Source organism: Lysinibacillus sp. DFXJR4 (assembly GCF_057196045.1).
On record NZ_JBXUNW010000001.1, the window covers coordinates 679457 to 704091 of the forward strand.

General features: G+C 38.6%; 27 protein-coding genes. 26 read left to right on the forward strand and 1 reads right to left on the reverse strand.

The window, feature by feature from the left end; translation table 11 throughout:
- Window positions 1-5 precede the first annotated feature (5 nt).
- From AC2CGN_RS03440 to AC2CGN_RS03565, 26 genes are all read left to right on the forward strand, one after another.
- On the forward strand, window positions 6-278 hold the full coding sequence (locus AC2CGN_RS03440; protein WP_054770292.1) for an HU family DNA-binding protein: 273 nt from the start codon (window positions 6-8) through the stop codon (window positions 276-278).
- Between the two features lie 332 nt (window positions 279-610).
- Window positions 611-1180 carry a GTP cyclohydrolase I FolE gene (gene folE, locus AC2CGN_RS03445; RefSeq protein WP_054770293.1) on the forward strand — a complete coding sequence of 190 codons (570 nt, stop codon included), beginning with the start codon at window positions 611-613 and terminating at the stop codon, window positions 1178-1180.
- Between the two features lie 63 nt (window positions 1181-1243).
- Window positions 1244-1462, forward strand: coding sequence for a trp RNA-binding attenuation protein MtrB (gene mtrB / locus AC2CGN_RS03450; protein WP_008180408.1), 219 nt, complete (start codon window positions 1244-1246; stop codon window positions 1460-1462).
- Between the two features lie 247 nt (window positions 1463-1709).
- Complete coding sequence (locus AC2CGN_RS03455; RefSeq protein WP_484512169.1) at window positions 1710-2477, forward strand: heptaprenyl diphosphate synthase component 1; 768 nt, start codon at window positions 1710-1712, stop codon at window positions 2475-2477.
- 15 nt (window positions 2478-2492) lie between these two features.
- The gene (locus tag AC2CGN_RS03460; protein ID WP_054770295.1) at window positions 2493-3197 is read left to right on the forward strand and encodes a demethylmenaquinone methyltransferase; all 705 of its coding nucleotides are present in this window, start codon (window positions 2493-2495) and stop codon (window positions 3195-3197) included.
- Window positions 3198-3216: 19 nt separating this feature from the next.
- Window positions 3217-4191: a heptaprenyl diphosphate synthase component II gene (gene hepT, locus AC2CGN_RS03465; protein WP_286923981.1), complete on the forward strand. Its 975-nt coding sequence runs from the start codon at window positions 3217-3219 to the stop codon at window positions 4189-4191.
- An 86-nt stretch (window positions 4192-4277) separates the two neighbouring features.
- On the forward strand, window positions 4278-4694 hold the full coding sequence (gene ndk, locus AC2CGN_RS03470) for a nucleoside-diphosphate kinase (protein WP_286923980.1): 417 nt from the start codon (window positions 4278-4280) through the stop codon (window positions 4692-4694).
- 660 nt (window positions 4695-5354) lie between these two features.
- Window positions 5355-6503 (forward strand): thiolase family protein, encoded by a 1149-nt coding sequence (locus tag AC2CGN_RS03475; RefSeq protein WP_484512171.1) that lies wholly within the window; start codon window positions 5355-5357, stop codon window positions 6501-6503.
- Between the two features lie 15 nt (window positions 6504-6518).
- Window positions 6519-7286 (forward strand): 3-hydroxyacyl-CoA dehydrogenase, encoded by a 768-nt coding sequence (locus AC2CGN_RS03480; protein WP_484512173.1) that lies wholly within the window; start codon window positions 6519-6521, stop codon window positions 7284-7286.
- An 86-nt stretch (window positions 7287-7372) separates the two neighbouring features.
- Window positions 7373-8998, forward strand: coding sequence for a long-chain fatty acid--CoA ligase (locus AC2CGN_RS03485; RefSeq protein WP_484512174.1), 1626 nt, complete (start codon window positions 7373-7375; stop codon window positions 8996-8998).
- 162 nt (window positions 8999-9160) lie between these two features.
- Complete coding sequence (locus AC2CGN_RS03490) at window positions 9161-9391, forward strand: hypothetical protein (RefSeq protein WP_283871531.1); 231 nt, start codon at window positions 9161-9163, stop codon at window positions 9389-9391.
- A gap of 84 nt (window positions 9392-9475) precedes the next feature.
- Window positions 9476-10246 (forward strand): CheR family methyltransferase, encoded by a 771-nt coding sequence (locus tag AC2CGN_RS03495; RefSeq protein WP_283871532.1) that lies wholly within the window; start codon window positions 9476-9478, stop codon window positions 10244-10246.
- 409 nt (window positions 10247-10655) lie between these two features.
- Window positions 10656-11837: a chorismate synthase gene (aroC, locus tag AC2CGN_RS03500; RefSeq protein ID WP_484512177.1), complete on the forward strand. Its 1182-nt coding sequence runs from the start codon at window positions 10656-10658 to the stop codon at window positions 11835-11837.
- Between the two features lie 3 nt (window positions 11838-11840).
- Entirely contained in the window at window positions 11841-12932 is a 1092-nt protein-coding gene (gene aroB, locus AC2CGN_RS03505) for a 3-dehydroquinate synthase (protein WP_429984822.1), read from the forward strand.
- Window positions 12929-13297 (forward strand): chorismate mutase, encoded by a 369-nt coding sequence (gene aroH / locus AC2CGN_RS03510; protein ID WP_054770299.1) that lies wholly within the window; start codon window positions 12929-12931, stop codon window positions 13295-13297. The genes aroB and aroH overlap by 4 nt, the downstream gene beginning before the upstream one ends.
- Window positions 13298-13315: 18 nt before the next feature.
- Window positions 13316-14416 (forward strand): histidinol-phosphate transaminase, encoded by a 1101-nt coding sequence (gene hisC, locus AC2CGN_RS03515; protein WP_286923973.1) that lies wholly within the window; start codon window positions 13316-13318, stop codon window positions 14414-14416.
- The gene (locus AC2CGN_RS03520; RefSeq protein ID WP_283871537.1) at window positions 14413-15510 is read left to right on the forward strand and encodes a prephenate dehydrogenase; all 1098 of its coding nucleotides are present in this window, start codon (window positions 14413-14415) and stop codon (window positions 15508-15510) included. The genes hisC and AC2CGN_RS03520 overlap by 4 nt, the downstream gene beginning before the upstream one ends.
- 84 nt (window positions 15511-15594) lie before the next feature.
- Window positions 15595-16881 carry a 3-phosphoshikimate 1-carboxyvinyltransferase gene (gene aroA / locus AC2CGN_RS03525; RefSeq protein ID WP_484512180.1) on the forward strand — a complete coding sequence of 429 codons (1287 nt, stop codon included), beginning with the start codon at window positions 15595-15597 and terminating at the stop codon, window positions 16879-16881.
- A gap of 96 nt (window positions 16882-16977) precedes the next feature.
- A complete protein-coding gene (locus tag AC2CGN_RS03530) occupies window positions 16978-18246 on the forward strand; it encodes a tetratricopeptide repeat protein (protein ID WP_369595128.1) in 1269 nt (422 codons plus the stop codon).
- Window positions 18247-18260: 14 nt separating this feature from the next.
- Window positions 18261-18818, forward strand: coding sequence for a ReoY family proteolytic degradation factor (locus AC2CGN_RS03535; protein WP_283871540.1), 558 nt, complete (start codon window positions 18261-18263; stop codon window positions 18816-18818).
- A 466-nt stretch (window positions 18819-19284) separates the two neighbouring features.
- Window positions 19285-19734, forward strand: a complete 450-nt coding sequence (locus AC2CGN_RS03540) for a DUF2487 family protein (protein ID WP_429981064.1) — start codon at window positions 19285-19287, stop codon at window positions 19732-19734.
- 154 nt (window positions 19735-19888) lie between these two features.
- Window positions 19889-20395, forward strand: a complete 507-nt coding sequence (locus AC2CGN_RS03545) for a Rieske (2Fe-2S) protein (RefSeq protein WP_484512183.1) — start codon at window positions 19889-19891, stop codon at window positions 20393-20395.
- A gap of 14 nt (window positions 20396-20409) precedes the next feature.
- Window positions 20410-21084 (forward strand): menaquinol-cytochrome c reductase cytochrome b subunit, encoded by a 675-nt coding sequence (qcrB, locus tag AC2CGN_RS03550; RefSeq protein WP_054770303.1) that lies wholly within the window; start codon window positions 20410-20412, stop codon window positions 21082-21084.
- Window positions 21085-21126: 42 nt separating this feature from the next.
- Window positions 21127-21918: a c-type cytochrome gene (locus AC2CGN_RS03555; protein WP_429984827.1), complete on the forward strand. Its 792-nt coding sequence runs from the start codon at window positions 21127-21129 to the stop codon at window positions 21916-21918.
- Window positions 21919-22222: 304 nt separating this feature from the next.
- Window positions 22223-22819, forward strand: coding sequence for a lipoprotein heptaprenylglyceryl N-acetyltransferase LhaT (gene lhaT, locus AC2CGN_RS03560; protein ID WP_283871544.1), 597 nt, complete (start codon window positions 22223-22225; stop codon window positions 22817-22819).
- 60 nt (window positions 22820-22879) lie between these two features.
- Window positions 22880-23554: a zinc metallopeptidase gene (locus AC2CGN_RS03565; protein WP_429983947.1), complete on the forward strand. Its 675-nt coding sequence runs from the start codon at window positions 22880-22882 to the stop codon at window positions 23552-23554.
- Between the two features lie 137 nt (window positions 23555-23691).
- On the opposite strand, the gene AC2CGN_RS03570 is transcribed toward AC2CGN_RS03565, so the two are convergent.
- The gene (locus AC2CGN_RS03570; RefSeq protein ID WP_429990615.1) at window positions 23692-24561 is read right to left on the reverse strand and encodes a YitT family protein; all 870 of its coding nucleotides are present in this window, start codon (window positions 24559-24561) and stop codon (window positions 23692-23694) included.
- Between the last annotated feature and the right edge of the window lie 74 nt (window positions 24562-24635).

Genomic DNA, 24635 nt, shown 5'->3' on the forward strand with positions numbered 1-24635 from the left:
ATGGTGTGAATAAAACAGAATTAGTAAACTCTGTTGCTGAAGCTGCAGGTCTTTCTAAAAAAGACGCTTCTAAAGCAGTTGAAGCTGTATTTGATACAATTCAAGATGCTCTTGCAAAGGGTGACAAAGTACAATTAATTGGTTTTGGTAACTTTGAAGTACGTGAACGTGCGGCTCGTAAAGGTCGTAACCCACAAACTGGTAAAGAAATCGAAATCGCTGCTAGCAAGGTACCTGCTTTCAAACCAGGTAAACAGCTCAAAGACGCTGTAAAATAATACACGTCTAGTAGTTACATAGAGCAGTCTTCATGTAATCGAACATGAAGGCTGCTCTTTTTAGCTCTTATTGAGGGCTTACAATATTTATGCAAGATAATTATTATACATAGTGATTTTGAAAAGGATGTTTTATTGTTAATGAAGCATTCTAATATAGTATATGCATAATTCGAAAATATGCTCTGTTTCGGAAATTCAGAATGGCTTCATTTGCTCGTAAAGCATTAAAATTTTTTCAATCAGGTAAGTCGTTTTGCGCTAACCTTTTGGATATGCTACGATGCATAGGGAAATGTGTAATGTTTTGATATGCAGGAGGTTTTTTACGAATGTCAAATGTTGATTTATTGAAAATAGAAGAAGCAGTAAAAATGATACTAGAAGCTGTAGGAGAAGATGTAAATCGTGAAGGTTTACTAGACACACCAAAACGAGTTGCTAAAATGTATGCTGAAATGTTTAGTGGCTTACATGAGGATGCAAGAGATTATTTTAAAACAGTTTTCCACGAAGATCATGAGGAATTAGTGCTTGTGAAGGATATTCCATTTTATTCAATGTGTGAGCATCACTTGGTTCCTTTTTACGGAAAAGCGCATGTGGCATACATACCGAACGATGGAATAGTTGCAGGCTTAAGTAAATTAGGGCGTGCAGTAGAAACAATTGCCCGTCGCCCACAATTACAGGAACGTATTACCTCCTCTGTAGCTGATACGATTATGGAAATGCTTTCTCCTAAAGGAGTTTATGTAGTGATTGAAGCGGAACATATGTGTATGACGATGCGAGGATTAAAGAAGCCTGGCTCGAAAACAGTGACATCGGTTGCACGTGGCATTTATGAGGAAGATGAAGTAAAACGAAGAGAAGTATTATCATTTATTCAAATGTCTTAAATTGCATGTCTAATTATGTTATGATGGACTAAGAATTTGTCGGATTTAAGGAGTGTACAAATAATGTCACAAGATTATATTGTTATTCAAGCAGAGGAAGATGGCGTGCATGTAATCGGTTTAACACGTGGGACGGATACAAAATTCCACCATTCTGAAAAATTAGATGCGGGCGAAGTGATGATTGCTCAATTCACTGAACATACATCTGCTATGAAAATTCGTGGAAAAGCACAAATTCATACAGCTCATGGTGTAATTCATAGTGAGGCTAAAAAATAAAAGCTGAAATGTCCATTACAATGGTACATAAACTTGCTTAGATGTGTAAAACTTAGTATTGTTTTAATTCGATTTTAAAGGCAGTTGGATTCCAGCCATTTTGATGGTGAAAAATCTACTGCCTATCATGTTGATAGAAGCGAAATTTTTTTATGACAAATCGTCACGTATGCTATAATGACTCAGTAAGCAAACGTTAGGAGATAAAAGCAACTAACGTATTTGAAAGTGAAATGGAGTAAGGTCTATGAATGCAACATACATTCAAAATTCAATTGCACAGTTAAAAAAAGAGATTTTCATGGATGTTCGTCATAGAACTTTGCAAAAATACACAGGGACACCTGTGATTGATGAAAATCAATTGTTTTACTTGTTAGTTCCTTTTTTGAATGGTGAGGAGTGGCAACAAGAGCAAAGAGAAGCTGCAATTACAGTTGGTATTGTGTACGCAGCTCTTTCGGCGCACGATCATATAAAAGAATTAGATGCCACATCTAAAGAGCAGCAGCTAACCGTTTTAGCTGGAGACTTTTATAGTGGACGCTATTATGAGATTTTAGCGATGTCTGGAAATGTTGCTTTGATTCGAAAATTGTCACAAGGCATTGTGGCACGCTGTGAACACCAAATAAAGGTGTATGAGGCAACGAAAAGATCGATTGAGCAATGGATTGCTTCAATGAGCACTATAGAATCAGGGTTAATCGCCAAATTTTTTGAGCTTTATTCATTCGAAAAGTATATTCCAATAGTGGAAAAAAGCTTAATTATTTTACGTTTAGAAAGAGAATGGGTGGCTTATCATCGTGGACAAGTGTCTTTAATGAGCAAGGCGCTTGAAGAGAGTGCAAGGTTCGATGGCACAACCTATTACAGTGTCATCCAGGATAAAATTGTGCAATTAAAAAAAGAGCTATTACAGGAGATTACTGAGGCATCGTTTTTACAAGGTGATGTGAAACAAGCTCTACAAGCACGTGTAGAGGCATCTATTGCTTCTACTAATGGATAAGAGAGGTTTTTCAAAATGGCTAAAACGAAAGAAGAGCACGTTCACGAAGTATTTGAAAGTATTTCGGAAAACTACGACAAAATGAATGGTGTTATTAGTTTTCAGATGCATGTTGGCTGGCGTAATGATACGATGAAGCACATGGCTGTAAAACCTGGATCAAAGGCATTGGATGTTTGTTGTGGGACAGCAGATTGGACGATTGCCTTGGCACATGCAGTGGGTGAAAATGGAGAGGTAAAGGGGCTTGATTTTAGCCAAAACATGCTGAAGGTTGGGGAGCAGAAGGTAAAGCCGTATCCTCAAATTGAGCTTATTCATGGAAATGCCATGGAATTACCTTTTCCCGACAATACATTTGATTATGTAACGATTGGTTTTGGTCTTCGTAATGTTCCAGATTATTTACAGGTGCTAAAAGAAATGAATCGTGTTGTAAAACCAGGAGGAATGGTTGTTTGCTTAGAAACATCACAATCAGAAATTCCGGGCTATCGACAATTATTCCGTTTTTATTTTAAATATATAATGCCGATATTTGGTAAAATATTTGCGAAAAGCTATAAAGAATATTCTTGGCTTCAGGAATCTGCAAATGATTTCCCAGGTATGAAAAAGTTAGCGGCAATGTTTCAGCAAGCAGGTTTAGAAAAAGTAACGTACAAAGCATACAGTGGCGGTGCTGCGGCAATGCATATGGGCTTTAAAAAGATACGTTAATGGGGGAAGGTTTTCACGCGTGGAAAAGATGAAGTTAAAACTACTCTATTCCGATTTGAAATCAGATATCGATATCATTGAACAAGAACTAGAAAAAGCAGTAAACTCTTCTTCCTATTTGATCAATGATGCTTCTCTCCATTTATTACAAGCTGGTGGCAAACGGATACGGCCAATTTTTGCATTGCTTGGTGCAAAATTTGGGGAATATGATATCCAGAAAATGAAGGATGTTGCTGTGCCTTTAGAGCTTATTCATATGGCATCACTTGTGCATGATGATGTTATTGATGATTCCGATATGCGAAGAGGACGCCCGACTGTCAAATCCCAATGGAATAATAGAGTAGCAATGTACACGGGCGATTTTATTTTTGCGCGTGCATTAGAATATATAACGAAGCTTGAGGACCCATTAGTGCATCAAATTTTAGCACGAACAATGGTGGAGATTTGTAACGGTGAGGTCATTCAAATCGAAGATAAATTTAGATTAGATCAGGGTTTAAAGGATTATTTTAGACGAATTAAACGCAAAACTGCATTGCTGATTTCTTCAAGTTGTGAGCTCGGTGCGGTGGCATCAGGTGTCGATGCCAAAACAGTAAGACATTTGAAACGCTTCGGCTATTTTGTAGGCATGAGCTTCCAAATTATAGACGATGTTTTAGATATTATGGCAACGGATAAAGAATTAGGGAAGCCAGCAGGCAGTGACTTACTACAAGGCAATATTACATTACCGATTTTATTATTAAAAGATGATCCACAGATGCAACCATACTTAGTTAAAGTATTTGCTGGTACGCTAACAGAAGCGGAACGGCAAAAAATGTTACAGTATGTGCGTAAATCTCATGCAATTGAGCAAGCTAATCGTATGAGTGATAAATATTTGAAAAAAGCCTTACAAGAAATTGATGCTTTACCAAAACATCCGGTTAAGAAAAAACTACGTGATGTTGCTTTATTTATGGGTAAGCGTAAATTCTAGCTTTTTGTTGTACAAAGGCTCATTTTTTGTTAATATTTATCGGTAGGTGTAAAACCTGTTAGACGAATTTAAGGAGTGTTTTAAACATGGCAATCGAAAAAACTTTTTTAATGGTTAAGCCTGATGGCGTTGAGCGTCAAGTAGTAGGAGATATCGTAGATCGTTTTGAACGTCGCGGTTTTGAAATGAAAGGTGCTAAATTAATGGTAATTCCAAAAGAATTAGCAGAGAAGCACTATGCGGAGCACGCTGAACGTCCATTCTTTGGTGAATTAGTTGATTTCATCACTTCTGGTCCTGTATTCGCTATGGTATGGGAAGGCGAAAATATCATTAAACTTGCACGTACAATGATGGGTGCTACTAAACCTGAAGATTCAAACCCAGGTACAATCCGTGGTGACTACGCAACAACTGTTTCTCACAACATCATCCACGGTTCTGACTCTCTTGCGTCTGCAGAGCGCGAAATCGGCTTATTCTTCGGTGAGGAGTTAGTTTAATTCGCAATTCTAAGAAGAGTAGCGAAATAACTACGGATAGAACTTAATAAAAAATTCATCTATTTTTCGATGTTACTTTTACCTTCTAACAAAAAAATGTTAGAGGGTTTTTTGTTTGTCAAAATCATTTAATAAAGTTAATGAAAACATTGGTTTAAAACTGAGAAACATGAAATTAATAAATTTTATCAATAAGCTTCGAAAATATGTAAGAGCACTTGTTGTTCATAATGGATATTTATAAATAAATAAAATTTAAGGCATTACAACTTCAGAGATAAAATCTCTTTTACAATAGTAATTGAAGTTTATATACATATATGGTTATAAATGTAGTAAACTATTTCGTAAATATTTATCCCCTTCCCGATAATAAATAACTGAGGGATAGAAGCCACGAACTGACGGATAGAATCATCAAAGTGCAGGATAGGTATCCAAAACTAACAGATGGAACGATCAAAATAATGGATAGATTCTTCAACTTAAATAAGGTAATCTCAACATACATATAGAATTGTTAAAAACTTCTTCCTCATGTACAATAAATGCTATAATATTCTGATAATTAAGGTTTTTAATAGTTTAATAATCGAGAATATATTTCATAACTTCCAAATACACTTTAGGGTGATGGATAATGTAAAGGGGTTTTTCATGATGAGAGAAGTGGTGATTGTAGCGGCTGTTCGTACAGCGGTTGGTAGAAGAAAAGGGGCATTAAGCAATGTACGAGCGGATGATTTAGCCGCAGATATTTTACAAGAGGTGGTACAACGCGCAGGCATCGAAAAGCATCAAGTTGAGGATGTTATTTTAGGCTGTGTGACACAAACAGCTGAGCAGGGGGCTAACATTGCTCGAACAGCCTTATTAATGGCAGGCTTTCCTGAGACTGTTCCAGGTGTAACGATTGATCGACAATGTGGTTCAAGTCAGCAGGCCGTGCATTTTGCAGCACAAGCTATTTTAGCGGGTGATATGGACATCGCTATTGCTGGTGGGGTTGAGAGTATGACAAGAGTGTCAATGGGTGCTAATATGCAGAATGCTCATGAAGGTAAACGCTTACAGGATAACTATGCCATTATTCACCAAGGTTTATCAGCAGAAAAAATGGCAGAAAAATGGAGCCTTTCAAAGGAGCAGCTAAATAACTATGCCTATAATAGTCATAGGCGAGCATTAGCCGCGATGGAGGCTGGCTATTTTACAGATGAAATATTACCGATTCAAGTTACACAAGAGGATGGCTCTGTTTCAACTTTTTCCATGGATGAGGGACCACGAGCTGAGACATCAGTTGATAAATTAAATGGTTTGAAAACAGTTTTTCAGGAGGATGGTGTAATTACGGCTGGTAATGCGAGTCAAATGAGTGACGGTGCATCGGCAGTGGTCATTATGTCCTTAGAGAAGGCACAGGAACTTGGTTTACAGCCTCTTGCTAAAATTTCCACAAGAGTAGTTGTTGGCTCAGATCCGACCCTTATGTTAACTGGTCCTATAGAGGCAACTAGAAGAGCATTAGAACGTTCGGGTCTAAAGATTGAAGATATCGATACGTATGAAGTGAACGAAGCTTTTGCGCCTGTGCCACTTGCTTGGCTGCATGAAATTGGAGCAGATCCTGAGAAGCTCAATCCAGATGGGGGAGCAATTGCTTTAGGTCATCCATTAGGAGCAACGGGTACAAAGCTACTAACTACGATGCTCTACCGAATGAAGCGGGAAAATTTACGCTATGGATTACTTGCTATCTGTGAAGGTATGGGCATGGCAAATGCCACTATTATTGAAAAAATTTAAAAGGGGTTGTAATGGATGAAGTGTCATGAGGTAATAGCTATTGTAACAGGGGGCGCGTCTGGATTAGGAGAAGCCACTGTCCGTAAAATCGTTGAAGAGGGTGGTAGGGCAGTAATTTTTGATGTCAATGATGAGCGAGGACATGCTCTAGCAGAGGAATTAGGGGACAATGTTGGATATACACGCGTTGATGTTACAAAAGAAGCCGATGTAATCGCAGGGCTAGAGCAAGCATTAGCCATGTTCGGTTCCATTAACGTAACTGTAAACTGTGCGGGTATTGCTGATGCAAGTAAAGTAATTTCAAAGCGTGGTGTGCATACGCTTGCTTTATTTGAAAAGGTCATTGCTGTCAATTTAATCGGTACCTTCAATGTTATTCGTCTTGCAGCTGAGAAAATGCAGCATAATGAGCCGGATGAGGATGGTCAACGTGGCGTTATTATCAATACTGCATCGGTAGCGGCATTTGATGGGCAAATAGGACAAGCAGCCTATAGTGCATCAAAGGGCGGTGTAGCAGCGATGACATTGCCAATTGCTCGAGAATTAGCAGAGATAGGTGTACGTGTGATGACTATTGCACCAGGGTTGATTGAGACACCTATGTTTGCATCACTGCCAGAGCCAGCACGAGAGGCACTGGCAAAAATGACGCCATTTCCTAAACGTCTTGGGAAACCATCTGAATATGCACTATTGGTGGAAAGTATTATCCAAAATGGTTTGTTAAATGGTGAGGTAATACGCTTAGACGGCGCTATTCGTATGCAGCCGAAGTAAGGCATTCATAGAAAAGCTAGTATTGTGCTTGTAGCAGTTGCCTTGGATGTTTCAAAAATTTTGTGAACAAAGGGGAGAGTATGGTTATGCATATGATGGATACACCTTTAGTATTAACAAGTTTTTTGAATAGAGCAGAACGATTTTTCCATGCAAAAAAAATATATTCCCGGACAAGCCCTACTACTATTCATGAGTTTACCTATAAAGACTATGTAAAAAGAACTCGGCAATTAGCTGATGCCCTTACAAAACTTGGGATGGAACGTGGTACAAAGGTGGGGACCTTTGCTTGGAACCACCATCGACATTTAGAAGCCTATTTTGCAGTTCCATGTGCAGGAGCTGTGTTGCATATGATTAATATTCGTTTAGCCCCTGAGCATCTTGTCTATGTTATCAATCATGCGGAGGATGAAATACTACTCATTGACGATAACTTGGTGCCGCTTATTGCACCAATTGTCTCACAGTTGAGAACCGTGAAGCATTTTATCGTAATGGGGGATGCAGTCCTACTGGAAACCATCCCCTTACCAAATGCGCTTTCCTACGAAGCATTGCTGAAAGAAGCAAATGATTGTTTTACATTTCCTGAGGATTTAGATGAAAATACACCCGCTGGCATGTGCTACACAAGTGCAACTACAGGAATGCCAAAGGGTGTCGTTTATACGCATCGCAGTATAGTTCTTCATAGTATTGCTGCCGGACTCTCTGATAGTATTGCAATTGGTGAAGCAGATGTAGTATTACCTGTTGTCCCAATGTTTCATGCAAATGCATGGGGATTCCCATTCGCTAGCGTTTTATTTGGTGCCACGCAGGTGCTACCTGGACCGATGTTTACCCCGCAGCTACTTTTGGATTTATTTGAAACATATAAGGTTACGCTCACTGCTGGTGTGCCAACAATTTGGCTGGGTGTATTACAGGAGCAACGAAAAAATTCACGTGATTTATCCTCATTACGTTTAATTGTTTGTGGAGGATCTGCATCACCTCAAGGGCTCGTTCGTGGTTTTGAGCAGGAGCTTAAAATTCCTTACATTACGGGCTATGGTATGACGGAGACATCTCCGTTAGTTAGCTTATCAACATATTTAACACATATGCAGGACTATATGTTGGATGAAAAAATGGATGTACGAATTACTCAGGGCATCACAGTGCCACTTATTGAAACACGTGTTGTTAATGAAAATGGTGAAGTGCCTTGGGACAGCAAAACAATGGGGGAACTGACAATAAGAGGTCCATGGGTTGCTGGAGAGTACTACAAGGATGAACGCACAGCAGAAGCCTTTAAAGATGGCTGGCTTTATACAGGGGATATTGCGGTCATGACAGCTGATGGTTATATAAAAATTACAGACCGAACTAAGGATTTAATTAAGAGTGGTGGGGAATGGATTTCGTCAGTGGAGCTTGAAAATGCTTTAATGTCACATCCTAAAGTATTTGAGGCAGCAGTAATCGCAATTCCTCATGAAAAATGGATTGAACGACCTTTAGCATGTGTTGTACCGAAGCCCGAATATAAAGACACTATCACGAAGGCAGAGCTACTAACTGATTTAGAAAATCAATTCCATAAAACATGGATACCAGATGATGTTGTATTTTTAGATGAAGTACCGAAGACTTCTGTCGGTAAATTCTTAAAAGCAAAGTTACGAGAAGACTTGAAGGATTATCGAGTAGAGGTATAATAGACTAAGACTTTGAAGGTGGTGGTCAACTACCTTCATTTTTTATGGAAATTTTTCAGCCCGAAAAAATATTCATAAATTGATGGAAGAATGAACAGAAAAAATGAAACTATTTTTTCCATTTTGCCGTATAATCATTATTAATGAAAGGATGTGGACGTATTGTCAATTGCAATTGTTGCGATTATTGGAGGAGTCATAATTTCTTTAGCCGGCATTTTTACGGACGCCCGCACAAGACAGCAAAAAATTAAACTAAAGTCTATCGATAAGGAGCTTGAGTTGGAAAAGCTCAGATTAGAGACATATACGATGGAGACAGAAAAAATGCGTCTAGAACTAGAACAGTCGAAAGTGTTATTACTAGAGGAAAAACAAAATTCGAATAAGTAACTTGGATTACAGCTGAAAGACTATTTCAGGATTGGCACTTTTCCGCTATAATGGAAATACGACGCTAGAGGGGAAGATAACCGTATGTCTGATTATGAACAATTTATAGAAGGTATCAAGCGCAAAACAGGAATAGATTTAGCGTTATATAAAGAAGCGCAAATGAAAAGACGATTAACCTCTCTCTATGAGAAAAAAGGATATCGTAATTTTGTAGACTTTCTAAGGGCACTTGAACAAGATCGTGATTTAATGAATGAGTTTTTAGATCGCATGACGATTAATGTTTCTGAATTTTATAGAAATGGTAAACGCTGGGAAGTGTTGCAGAAGAAAATATTTCCGAAATTATTGCAATCAAATAAGCGTTTGAAAATTTGGAGTGCTGCTTGTTCAACAGGTGAAGAACCGTATTCACTAGTGATGGTATTATCTCAATTAGTACCCTTATCTCAAATCCAAATTATTGCCACAGATTTGGATGAGAATGTCATTCAAAAGGCAAAGTTAGGTGTATATCCAGAGCGTTCTTTAGCAGAGGTGCCAAATGATATTAAAGCCAAGTATTTTGAACAAGAAGGCTCCTTTTTTAGAGTCAAAGATGAAATTAAACGCTGTGTGACCTTTAAAAAGCATAACCTTCTGAATGATTCCTACGACTCAAATTATGATTTAATTGTGTGTCGCAATGTGATGATTTACTTTACAGAAGATGCTAAGGATCAGATTTATGGGAATTTTAGTAAAGCATTGCGGAAAGATGGAGTATTGTTTGTTGGTTCAACAGAGCAAATCTTTAATCCATCACGCTATGAATTTGATGTAGAGGATACATTCTTCTATAGAAGGAAATAATAAATAATATGAGAAAAGCACTGGTACAATAGACAACATGAATGTCATGTACATATTTGAAGGTATAGATATAGATAAATCATACGCTTTTCGCTTGTCATAAGCAAAAGGCGTATTTTTTATCTAGTTAGATGAGCGAATGAAAAATCACAAAAATAGCTTCGTGAATAATTACTAAATAGATGAAATTGAATTGTGATGTATGTTAATCGTTCAGAATATTCGCATTTAAAATAATGTTTTTCGGTCTGGGTATAATTGATTTACATTCATATGTTGATAGAGTAATTTGAAATTTGTAAACAATGAACGAGAGACTGAAAGACATTTGCAAAAGGACTGTTTTTTTAGAGAATATATGTTATAGTGAAAAATACATACTTTAGCGAGTTGAAGGGAGAAAGCGTTTATGCGTTACTTAACAGCGGGAGAGTCTCACGGCCCCCAATTAACAACAATTATTGAGGGGTTACCATCACTCTTGCCCATTACAGCAGAAAAAATTAACCATGATTTAAAGCGCCGCCAAGGAGGACATGGTCGCGGACGACGTATGCAAATCGAAACAGATACAGTGGAGATAGTTGCTGGTGTTCGTCATGGACAAACACTTGGTTCTCCCGTAGCACTTGTAGTCACAAATGATGACTGGAAGCATTGGACTAAAATTATGGGAGCAGAGCCATTAGCAGAAGATGTGAACCCGGAAGACATCAAACGTCAAATTTCACGACCACGCCCAGGACATGCTGACTTAGTAGGAGGCATGAAATACGGACATCGTGATTTAAGGAATGTGCTAGAACGTTCCTCTGCACGTGAGACAACTGTTCGTGTAGCTGTAGGTTCAGTGGCTAAAGCTTTATTAAATGAATTAGGCATCTCTATTGTGTCTCATGTAACAGAAATTATTGGAATTAAGGCAGATACTTCATTAGTGGAGGGGAAATCTGCTGATGAAATTCGTGCAATTGTTGAAGCAGACCCATGTTACTGTGTAGATCCAAAGGCTTCTGCCAAAATGGTAGAGGCGATTGATGAAGCGAAAAAAGCTGGCGATTCAATTGGTGGTATTGTAGAGGTCATCGTTGAAGGAATGCCAGCAGGTGTTGGATCCTATGTTCATTATGATCGTAAACTTGATGCCAAGTTAGCAGCCGCAATGCTATCTATTAATGCATTTAAAGGCGTTGAATTTGGAATTGGCTTTGAAATGGCACGTCGCAAGGGTTCTGAAGTGCATGATGAGATTATTTGGTCTGAAGAACAAGGCTATAGTCGTGCAACAAATCGCCTTGGAGGCTTAGAAGGTGGCATGTCTACTGGAATGCCAATTGTAGTACGTGGTGTTATGAAGCCAATTCCTACATTATATAAACCTTTGCAAAGCGTTGATATTGAAACAAAAGAACCGTTTAAAGCAAGTGTAGAGCGCTCAGATAGCTGTGCAGTACCAGCAGCATCAGTTGTAGCAGAACACGTTATTGCCTGGGAAATTGCCAATGCAATTTTGGAGCAATTCCATAGTGATCAATTACCACAACTAAAAGCTCAAATAGAAGAACAACGTCGTTATACAAAGGGGTTCTGATGTATGCGAGTACCAGTAACAACGAAATCACACCAATATGAGGTTGTTCTTGGCCATAATTTTTTAGCAAATGCAGTAAAATCATTTGAGGATAAACTTCAAAAAGCTGATAAACTCATTGTTTTTACAGATGTCAATGTATGGGCTGCTCAAGGGGATTATTTCAAGGCAAATTTTCCATATGAGTTTGAGGTATTTATCTTACCAAGTGGTGAGGCATGCAAAACCTTTGAACAATACAATGCAGCACAGACGTTTTTATTACAAAAAAAATGCTCTCGCAAATCCTTTATTTTTGCATTTGGTGGAGGTGCTGTGGGAGATTTAACTGGCTTTGTTGCTGCTACATTTATGCGTGGAGTACCATTTATCCAAATTCCAACAACAATTTTAGCACATGACTCAGCAGTAGGTGGTAAAACAGCCATCAATCATCCACTAGGAAAGAATATGATTGGTGCGTTTTACCAACCTGAGGGAGTTATTTACGATACTGTATTTATTGAGAGTTTACCTGAACGTGAGGTACGTTCGGGGACTGCAGAAGTGATAAAGCATGCCATGATTTCGAATCCAGCATGGTTAGAGGAGTTAATGGCAGCGGATACCGTCATTCATTTTAGTACAGAAGAATTAGCAATACAGCTACGAAAGGGTATTGAAGTGAAGGCGCAAATTGTTGCAGAAGATGAAACAGAACAATCTGTACGAAAGTTTTTAAACTTAGGTCACACGTATGGACATGCCATTGAAGCAGCAGCGGGTTATGGGAAAGTTGCGCATGGTGAAGCAGTTATGATTGGGCTTGTCTATTGCTTATTATTAAGTGAGCGATATGGTGAGCTGGATCGTCATTTTACGAAATCATTTTTACATTTTGCAGTGAAGAATGGCTATCCATTTAAAGCAGTAAATGATTATACTTTTGAACAATTAACAGAGTATTTAATGAAAGATAAAAAAGCAGAGTATGGAATTTTGCAATTTGTTTTATTGGATAAAATCGGCAAACCGTTTATACAGCCGATTGATCTAGTAGAGTGCAAAGAGGTAGATGCAGAATTTCGACAGCTATTAGCGGAGGTGCTTGTATGATTCGTGGACTTAGAGGAGCAATTACAATTGAATCTGACAAGCCGGAGCTTGTATGGGATGAGACAGCAAGATTAGTGCGAGAGGTAGTAGCAGCAAATCATGTAGAGGTGGATAATATCGCTTCAATTCTTATTTCCACAACACCTGATATTACGTCTGCATTTCCAGCACGTGCTGTACGATTAATGGATGGGTGGCAATATGTCCCTGTTATGTGCACACATGAAATGGATGTACCAAATGCATTACCATTATGTATTCGTGTATTAATTCATGCAGAGGTAGATGTAGCACAAAAAGATGTGAAGCATTTGTATCTGAATGATGCAGTGAAATTAAGACCAGATTTAACCCAAGCTAAATAAGTAGAGGAGATGTTTGAGATGAAATGGAAACAACAATTGGACGGTATGCAAGCATATAAACCAGGGAAACCAATTGAAGAAGTACAACGGGAATATGGCTTAAAGGAAGTCATTAAATTAGCATCGAATGAAAACCCGTTTGGATGCTCACCTAAGGTGACAGCTTATTTACAAAATAATGCAGTGAATCATGCACTCTATCCAGATGGTTATGCGCAAAATTTACGTACGGCTGTTGCGAATTTTCTAGGTGTGAAAGAAACACAGCTTCTTTTTGGTAATGGCTCTGACGATATCATTGCTATTATTACACGTGCTTTGTTGTATCCAGGGGTAAATACAGTTATGGCTGACCCATCCTTCTCCCAATACTGGCATAATGCTGAAATAGAAGGTGCAGAAGTACGAAAAATTCCATGTATGGAAGGTGCACATGATTTAGATGCAATGGCAGCGGCAATTGATGAGCAAACATCAATTGTTTGGGTGTGTAGTCCAAATAATCCAACAGGTGTTGTTATTCCGGATACTGACTTACGTGCTTTTCTTGCAAAGGTACCAAATGATGTCCTAGTCGTATTAGATGAAGCCTATATCGAATATGTGACACATCCTGGACACAAAGATACGCTACCATTAATTAACGAGTATCCAAATGTACTATTATTGCGCACATTCTCAAAAGCATATGGTCTTGCTTCATTTCGGGTTGGCTATGCGATTGGACAACCAGATGTCATTGCTAAGCTTGACCCGGTAAGAGCGCCATTTAACAATACTATTTTAAGCCAAGCGGTGGCGGCAATCGCTTTAAGTGATCAAGACTATATACAGGCATGCCGTGATGCGAATGAAAAAGGTAAAAAGCAATATATTGAATTCTGTGAAAAACATAATTTAAAATACTTCCCTACTGATACAAACTTTATTTTCTTTAATATCAATGCTGATAGTGATGTTGTATTCCAAGAGCTAATGAAACGAGGCTTTATAGTCCGAAGTGGAAAAGCTTTAGGCTTACCTGGATTTATCCGTGTAACAATTGGTACAGAGTCTCAAAATGAAGCGTTACTCAATCACCTTGAGAGTGTCCTTAAAGAGCAAGGGGTTTTTGCATGACACGCAAAGTACTCGTTATTGGGCTTGGCCTAATTGGAGGCTCAATTGCTTTGGCATTACAGAAGGCACCAGAAACAAAAATTATTGGCTATGATATGGATGCTAAAACGCGTGAGCATGCTCAAACGTTAAATATCGTTCATGATATTGTAGTAGATCCCAAATCAGTAGCTGCTGACATAGATGTCATTATTTTTGGCACACCCGTTAATGCAACGCTAGAGTGGATGGAACAATTAAAAACATGGCCATTAAAGAAAAAAGTTATTGTTACAGATACAGGAAGTACAAAAAAAATGATTATGCAAAAGGCTGGGGAATTACGGGAGCTAGGCATTACCTTTATTGGGGGTCATCCGATGGCAGGCTCACATAAAAGTGGTGTATTAGCTGCGAAAGCTCATCTTTTTGAAAATGCTTATTATATGCTTACACCACTAGCTGGTGAAGAAATTATCAATATGGCACAACTTGAAAGTTTATTAAAATTCACACATGCAAAGGTAGTCAGTGTTTCGGCTCGTGAGCATGATCATATGACAGCTGTTGTTAGTCACTTTCCACATGTAGTAGCTGCTTCTCTTGTGCATCAATTAGGCGGTGAAAATGGGGAATATCCGATGACACGTTCACTTGCAGCAGGGGGCTTCCGTGATGTAACACGTATTGCCTCATCCAATCCGATTTTATGGCGAGATATTACATTACAAAACCGTGATGAACTCATTGCACAGCTAGAGGGCTGGGAAAAGGAAATGGGGCGTGTGAAGGAGCTCCTCTTACACGGAAGTTCGAAGGATATTGAAAGCTATTTTGCGGTAGCGAAAGAGCTTAGAGACGAATTACCGATAAGTGCAGGCGCAATGTTTACATCATTTGACTTATATGTTGATGTTCCTGACTATCCAGGGGTCATTTCTGAAGTCACAGGCCTGCTTGCAGAGGAAGCGATTAGTATTACGAATTTGCGTATCGTAGAATCACGAGAGGATGTTTTCGGGATTCTTGTGATAAGTTTACAAAATGAAAGTGACCGGGAACGTGCAGCCGCATGCATCCAAAAGCGTGCAAAATTTGAAACATATATTTCATAGGCGTTTCTTAGTAAGAGAAATGCATGTTTACAAGAAAGCGTCGAATTAGGGCGCTTTCTATCTTCATATTGGAGGAAAAAAACAATGAATGAAAAAGTTTTACAATATAATAAACCTACCTTGCGAGGAACTTTGACGATCCCTGGTGACAAATCTGTTTCTCACCGTTCTGTTATGTTTGGAGCAATTGCTACAGGTAAAACGACAGTAGATGGCTTTTTATTAGGAGAGGATTGTTTAAGTACAATTGATTGCTTCCGAAAACTCGGTGTAAAAATAGATGTGGAAGGCACTTCTGTCTCCATAGACAGTCCAGGAATCGACGGATGGCAAGAGCCTACAGAGATTTTATATACAGGTAACTCCGGGACCACGACACGCCTAATGTTAGGAATCCTAGCTGGTTCTAATGTCCATTCAGTAATGACAGGGGATGCGTCAATCGGCAAGAGACCAATGCGTCGTGTTATCGATCCTTTACGTCAAATGGGTGCACACATTACAGGAAGAGCCAATGGTCAATACACCCCATTAGCTATCCAGGGGACATCATTACAGGCGATTGATTATCATATGCCAGTTGCTAGTGCACAGGTGAAATCCGCTGTTTTACTGGCAGGCTTGCGTGCAGCAGGTACTACGATCGTACGAGAAACGGAAATTTCTCGAGATCATACTGAACGTATGCTCCGTCAATTTGGGGCAGAAATTGATGTAAGGGATGGTGTTATATCATTTGAAGGAGGTCAAACGTTGACGGGAACACAAGTGTCTGTACCCGGTGATATTTCGTCAGCAGCCTTTTTCTTAGTGGCTGGTGCTATCTGTCATAATAGTAAGATTATGCTTGAAAATGTCGGAATTAATCCGACACGCGACGGTATCATTGAAGTTCTTCAAAATATGGGTGCATCAATGACGGTGATTCCAAATGAAGATAGTCAGTCAGAGCCGACTGCAACCATTACAATAGAAACCTCATCATTAAAAGCCACTACAATTGAGGGGGAAATTATTCCTCGACTTATCGATGAAATTCCGATTCTTGCTTTATTAGCCACTCAGGCAGATGGCAAAACGGTCATTAAGGATGCTGAGGAGCTAAAAGTCAAAGAAACAGACCGGATAGCGGCTGTTGTAGATGAACTGAGAAAACTTGGTGCAAAAATTGAAGCTACAGAAGATGGTATGATAATTGAAGGACCAACACCATTACAAGGTGCTAGCCTCCAAACATATGGGGATCATCGTATCGGTATGATGGGCGCTATAGCAGCACTTATAACAGATGGAGCAGTTACATTAGACGACGCTGATTGTATCGCAGTGTCTTATCCAACATTTTTTGAACATATTGAGTCTGTAAAGTAAAAAATGATGAAAGACTTCCCAAGTAATTGGGGAGTTTTTTCTTGTTTCGAAAGAAAATGTTTTGTAGCATAAAGATATCAATGAAAGAATAGGTGAATGACTGTGAACAATGCGATGACTGAAATGATGCAAGCACTTGAACAAGGGGACTTAGCATTAATTGATCAGCTACTGGAATCTTTTTTAATGAAGGAGCTACCCGAGGAAATTTATGCACTAGCTGAGGTTTTTATGCAGTATGGGTATATGAAAGAAGCTGACCGTGTACTGGAGCATTTGCAATTTTTATTCCCAGATGAGGCACAGTTAAAAATCGATCGTGCAAATGTCTTAATGGAGCTTGGTAATGAGGATGATGCATTAGATTTATTATTAGAAATTGAGGAGACTTCACCAGAATATCCGCAAGCTTTAGTAGTATTAGCGGATTATTACCAAATGCAAGGACTGTATGAGGTGGCGGAAAAGCGTATCAATGAGGCGTTAGCTATTTTACCAGATGAGCCTTTATTGCATTTTGCCAAAGCAGAACTATTATTTGAAACAGGCCGTTTTTTAGAGGCTGCCAGACTATATGAAGAGTTAAATGAACAACAAGGCGAATTTGCAGGTGTAAATCTTCTTGAACGCCTTGCTGAGGTATATCGGGCTGGAGCTGCCTATGAAACAGCTTTAGATTACTATTTAGCAGCTCTTGAGGATGAAGTAAAGCCAGATATTTTATTTGGTGCAGCCTATTCTGCATTCCAATCACAAAAATACGAAATGGCGATTAAACAATTGGAAGAGTTAAAAGAATTAGATCCTGATTATTTCTCTGCCTATTTATTACTTGCCGAGAGCTATGCCATGACAGAGGATAATAAAAAAGCGTATAGCGCCATTCTTGAAGGTTTAAAGCGTGACGAATATGATAAAACTTTATATTTGTTTGCAGGCAAAATGGCACTAAAAAATGGACTACCAGCTGAGGCAGAACAGTATTTACGTGAGGCAGTAGCATTAGATCCGGAATACATGGAGGCAGTATTAGCCTTAATCTCTATTTTGGCACAGCAAGAACGTTTCGAAGATGTCATCGAATTATTTGAAACCTTGCAGCAAAATGATTTTGAATGGAGCGCTTTATATCCGTTTGCTGCAGAGGCATATGAAAATTTAGAATTGTACGACCGTGCATACGAATTTTACAGTTTGGCATATAATGATTTTAAGGAAGACGCAGCATTTTTAGAAAAATATGTTTATTTCTTATTAGAGGAAGGAAAGCGTTCAGAAGCGAAGGAAGTACTCGGTCAATTAATAGCTATTCAACCAGGTGAAACAGAGTGGCAAGAGAAGTTAGAATCCTTAGAATTTGAGTAAAGGAGGGAGTGGGTATGACTGCTTCTGTATCAGTTGTCGATAAAAAAGCATTTGTTCGATGGTTTTTAAAAAATTATCAATTGAAACGTCGTGAGTGTGTATGGATTTTAAATTACCTTTTAAGTAATGACGAACTATTAAAGCGAATCCGATTTGTTGAAGAAGCACATTATTGCCCAAGAGCAATGGTGATGTCGACTGTTGACTCAACGGGTGTGCCATTTCGTTTTTATAAAGGCAATGTAATGACAGCAGATGCTGAGAAATCCTTTCATGATTTACGCTTACATGAACATGAAGATATGTATATACAATTGAATTTTCCGAATACACCACCAAGTGCACAATACTTAGCAGTTCTTGAAGAAAACCCTTATATGCCAGAAACACTGATTGTTAGTGAAAAAGACCGTTTACTGGCAGAAGAGCTGCTTTCCAACAGCTTACTCGTATTCCAAGAAGAAAAATTACTCGCACAAATTGATGAAGCCCTCGATCAGGGAGATGAAGAGCGCTTTTATGAATTGTCAAATTTGTTACAAGCTTTAAAGGAAACGGCTAATTTACAATAGTAATAGTTAAAAATTGAATGTCCTTTATCCACCTTGATATGGTAACATAACTAGTGAATGATTGTTTTCACTTTTTATTGGCTATCCTATTTAAAGGTGGAAAAGGGCATTTTTATCTTCATTCAGCAAATGTTTTTTGTATCGAAAGCATAGTGGCAGATGTTTTATGTGCGAAAGCGTAGCGGCAGCGGCAGATACAGAAGACTCCCACCTCTAAAGGTGGTGAGATGAATGCGGTTTTGGTTTCTTTTCAGTGGGTGTCCAATCACCTACTGAAATAGCGGAACTCAGTCTAAGAACGCCACGTCCTGTGGCAACGACTGAGTGACCAACATCGTGTTGGCCCAAAGCCTCCGGCGGATGTCACGGATTTTCAAAGGAATGAATTATGCAGGCATAATTCAAAATCCAGACGCAATTACGCCAAGGCGAAATTGATGTTGGTAAGATAAGGAGGTTTAAATAAATGTATTTTAATGCGAACGATGTGACATCGTTTATGGCGCAGAAGGAATTTATCGATACAGCAATTGTCCCACTCGTATCCATCGATTTAACTTCTGAAAAAATAAAACAGAGCGGAGCAGAGGCAGATTTTTTGTTATCGCTGACGTCTTTTATTGAGCAACAATTTAAAGGACGGTTATTACTATTGCCACCATTTTCATATAGTACAATTATGAAAAACGAAGAATTGCCTCAGCTATTAGAATCACAATTACATAATGCTGGTTTTAAGCATGTGTTCTTCATTACTTGTGATCATTTTTGGACAAATATTGGAGATGTAGTAAATGTTATTTGGCTACCAGCGATTCCATTAGAAAGCATGGATAAAGGTGTGAAAAACTCTATTCTCGAGGATCAACTACGACAAGTGATTCCGACTTTTTCGACTAAATGGGCACAGATTTAACAATTTGTTTCAATAAATGTTCACATTCTCCAGCTTTCCACAGAATGCTATATTGACCAAGCTATGGACTTGATATATCATAGATATGTCCTAGTATTACTATTTGTAAAAGTATGTCCGTTGGACTGACCTTTAAGTTAGAGGGGGGAAAAAAATGAGTAATAATCGAGTTTCACGTCGTCAATTCCTAAGCTATACACTTACTGGTGTAGGTGGCTTTATGGCGGCGGGTATGCTGATGCCGATGGTTCGCTTTGCGATTGACCCAGTGCTACAAAATCATGGTGGTGGGAATTTCATAAAAACGGAGCATAAAATCGCTGATATTACTGAAGAACCTGTTAAAGTTGATTTGAAATTTGAACAAGTTGATGCATGGTACAAATCAGAAGTAACGAATATGGCATGGGTTTACAAAAGTGGCGATCAAATTATAGCCTTATCTCCTGTTTGTAAGCATTTAGGATGTATGGTGAACTGGGGAGGAGATTCAGGACACCCAGATCAATTCTTCTGTCCTTGTCATGCTGGACGTTACGAGAAAAATGGTAAAAACGTACCAGGAACACCACCTACAGGTCCGTTGGATGAATATGAAATTAAAGAAGAAGATGGTTACTTATCACTTGGTCCAACTAAAGCAAACACTCTAGTTAAGTAAGGGGGTACAAAACAGTGCTAAATAAAATTTATGATTGGGTCGATGAACGCTTAGATATTACACCGATTTGGCGTGATATTGCCGACCACGAAGTGCCTGAGCACGTAAACCCTGCACATCATTTTTCAGCATTCGTTTACTGTTTTGGTGGATTAACGTTCTTCATTACAGTTATACAAATTCTATCTGGTATGTTTTTAACAATGTACTATGTACCAGACGTAGTGAATGCATGGAAGTCAGTTTATTATTTACAAAACGAAGTAGCATTCGGTGAAATCGTACGCGGTATGCACCACTGGGGAGCTTCATTAGTAATCGTAATGATGTTCTTACATACGCTTCGTGTATTCTTTACAGGTTCTTATAAGAAACCTCGTGAATTAAACTGGATGGTTGGTGTAGGTATTTTTGGTGTAATGATGGGTCTTGGCTTTACAGGATACTTATTACCTTGGGATATGAAAGCATTATTCGCTACAAAAGTAGGTATCGAAATTGCTGCATCTGTACCGTTTATCGGTGGGATGATTAAAGTCTTATTAGCGGGTGACTCAACGATTCTTGGAGCTCAAACGTTAACACGATTCTTTGCGATTCATGTATTCTTCTTACCTGCAGTATTGTTTGGGTTACTTGCAGCACACTTTATCATGATTCGTCGTCAAGGAATTTCAGGGCCGTTGTAATAGTTCTTGACGGTTCGATGATTTTTTAAAGGAGGGGAAACAATGCATCGCGGAAAAGGAATGAAATTTGTTGGTGATTCTCGTATTAAAGCGAATCATAGAATGCCGAACGTTCCAAAGGATTATTCCGAATATCCAGGTAAGACGGAAGCCTTCTGGCCAAACTTCTTACTAAAAGAATGGATGGTTGGTGCTGTATTCTTAATTGCTTATTTATTATTAACAGTTGCTCATCCATCGCCACTTGAAGGGCCGGCTGATCCAACTAGAGCATATACACCACTACCAGACTGGTACTTCTTATCTATGTATCAACTTTTAAAATACTCATTTGCTTCTGGTCCATACCAAATCATTGGGACTCTTGTAATTCCAGGTCTTGCATTTGGAGCGCTATTATTAATGCCATTTTTAGATAAAGGCCCAGAACGTCGTCCATCTAAACGTCCGTTACCGACTGCGTTTATGTTATTAACTTTGGCTGCTATGTTCTACTTAACTTGGGAGTCAGTTGTGAACCACGACTGGGAAGCTCAAAAAGCTATGGGTGCCATTGTAGAAGAGGTTGAAGTTGATATTGATGAATCTTTACCAGGTTTTGCAATTTGGAATGGTGACACTGGAGAACAAGCTAAATCTTGTATCGGTTGTCATGCTGCTGACTTAAAAGGTGGTCCATCTGCTCCACAATTACTTGGAAATACATTAACAGCTGAAGAAGTTGAAGATATTATCCATAATGGTCGCGGCAAAATGCCAAAAGGATTATTTAATGGTACAGATGAAGAAGCGAAGCAATTAGCTGAATTTATTGCAAGCTTAAAAGCTAAATAAGCATAGTTTAAAAGAGTCAGGAAACTGACTCTTTTTTCTCGCTTTATATGGGACTGTTTCAGCATCAAGAAAGTTCCCGTGAAATATATTTTATTACAATAATTTTGTTTCATTTATGCTTGTGTTTTGAATTTCCTGTTTTATAGCTACCTTCTGTTCCAATAAAGCTGAATAGTTTGTACTTTTTTGTTAGAATAAATACTGTCTCCTCATTACAAAATACAGACGATTAAGGACAATAGGATACATAATTACAGTTAAAAAAGGCATCTTAGTAAAGACGCAAGATAAAGGAGTGTTAAACATGCAAATTACACGTGCAAATATCTGGTATCTCCTTACACATAAATCATTTTTAGTTGTATTACTCATTATTAATCTACTTGGAACAATCTACGGCTATTATTGGTATGGCTGGCAGCTAGCAATAACAAAGCCCATTTTTTATATTTTTGTGCCGGATAGCCCAACTGCCAGCCTATTCTTTTGCTTTGTCTTGATAGTCTGGATTATGGGAAAAAGTTGGCCATTGATGGAAGTGCTTGCTCTAGTTACGTTAGTGAAATATGGGATATGGGCTGACGTTATGAATATTTGGACACTGATTGAAACAGGTTCGATTGGCTGGCAAGGATGGATGCTCGTAGGCTCCCATTTTGCAATGGCTGTTCAAGCAATTCTTTATATCGGGAAATATGTTTTTACATATTGGCATATCGCTGTAGCAGCGGTTTGGACATTGCATAATGATGTTATTGATTATGTTTTTGGACAGATGCCCATGTACCGTGACTTAGCAGATTATACTAGCTATATTGGCTATTTTACGTTTTGGTTATCAATTGCATGTATATTTTTAGCTATTTTCTCAATAAGGTGGCGCAAATATTTGCCGAATTAGGGTAATGATTATAGAATTATAGTATCGAGGTAGAAAGGGGTTAGTAAATTGTCAACAGGCATGTATATTGTTTATTTTGCGATTATATTGTTACTGCCGCTATATGCTCAAATGAAGGTTAAGGGCACGTACAATAAGTTTGCGAAAGAACGTACAATGAAGGGACAAACAGGTGCAGAGGTAGCGCGTGCGATTTTAGATGCGAACGGTTTATATGATGTACGAGTTGTTCCAACGCAAGGTGTTTTGTCGGACCATTATAATCCGGCAACAAAAACAGTTGCTTTATCAGAAAGTAACTTTCATGAAGCGAGTGTTGCAGGTGCTGCTGTTGCTGCCCATGAGGTAGGCCACGCCATCCAACATAAAGAAGCTTATTCCATGTTAACATTACGTAGTAAGCTAGTTCCAGTAGCAAATATTTCATCCAATGCATCTTGGATATTTGTAATGATTGGTATTTTTTCTGGCTTGTCCAATATGTTATTACTAGGTATCGTCCTACTGGCAGCAGGCGTAGTTTTCCAATTAGTAACCTTACCCGTTGAATTTGATGCATCTAAGCGTGCGTTAGTGCAAATGAATTCATTAGGTATCATTACAAATGAGGAAGAGCGACCAGCACGAAAAGTGTTAAGTGCAGCGGCATTAACATATGTTGCAGCCGCAGCAGTAGCTGTCTTAGAATTATTACGTTTAGTGTTAATCTTTACAAATATGCGTAGTGATGATTAACGTAAAGGCTTGCTGTAGTGGTGAAATCGCCACTATGGCAAGTTTTTTATCTATATCAAAGAAAAAAACTGCTCGCCAGATAGCTAGCAGTTTGAATTCTTTGAAGGGGACTTTGTTAATGAAAAGTCCATGCTCGTTTAATGTAAGGGCTGTTTTTGATCGTCAAGGGTAAAGCCCTCTCCTGCAACATCACGAACTTCGATAATGGATACAAAGGCATGTGGATCTACATCATGAATAATTGATTTCAACCGTACTACCTCATTTCGGCCAATCACACAATATATGACTTCCTTTTGCTGCTTTGTAAAATGACCATGACCCTCCAGAATTGTGATTCCGCGTTCCATACGTAGTGCAATCATTTCAGCAATCGTACTTGATTTCTCAGAGATAATAAGTGCCCCACGTGCAGCATAAGCTCCTTCTTGAACAAAATCAATGACACGAGCTCCAACAAACACCGCAACAAGCGTATACATCATAGAGCGTGCATCTAAAAAAGTTAACCATGATAGAATAATAACGATGGCATCAAAGATGAACATTGTCTTACCCATGCTCCAGCCGAAATATTTATGACCTAGTCGCGCTAAAATATCCACACCACCAGTCGTACCACCAAAACGAAAGACAATGCCAAGTCCTAGTCCAACAAATACACCTGCAAAAAGAGCAACAAGTAGCATATCGTCCTCTAAATGAATTGTGAATTGATATTTTTGGAAAACTTTAAGGAATACGGATACCGATAAGGTTCCCACAAGTGTATAAATAAATGACTTTTTTCCAAGTAAACGATAGCCTATGATAAACATAGGAATATTCAATAGTAAATTCATTAAGGCAGGGTCCCAGCCTAGTGTAAAATAAAGTATAAGAGTGATACCACTTAAGCCACCTTCGCCAAGCTGATTTTGCATGTTAAAGTGGACGAAGCCGAAGCTAAAAATAGCAGCTCCGAGCATAATTAGGATGATATTGCGAATTTTAATCTGTTTTAGCATGTGTCCTCCTGTAGTTCCAACAAATGAAGTAGTGCTATCTATTATCTGACATTTTATTGTTTTTGACAACAATG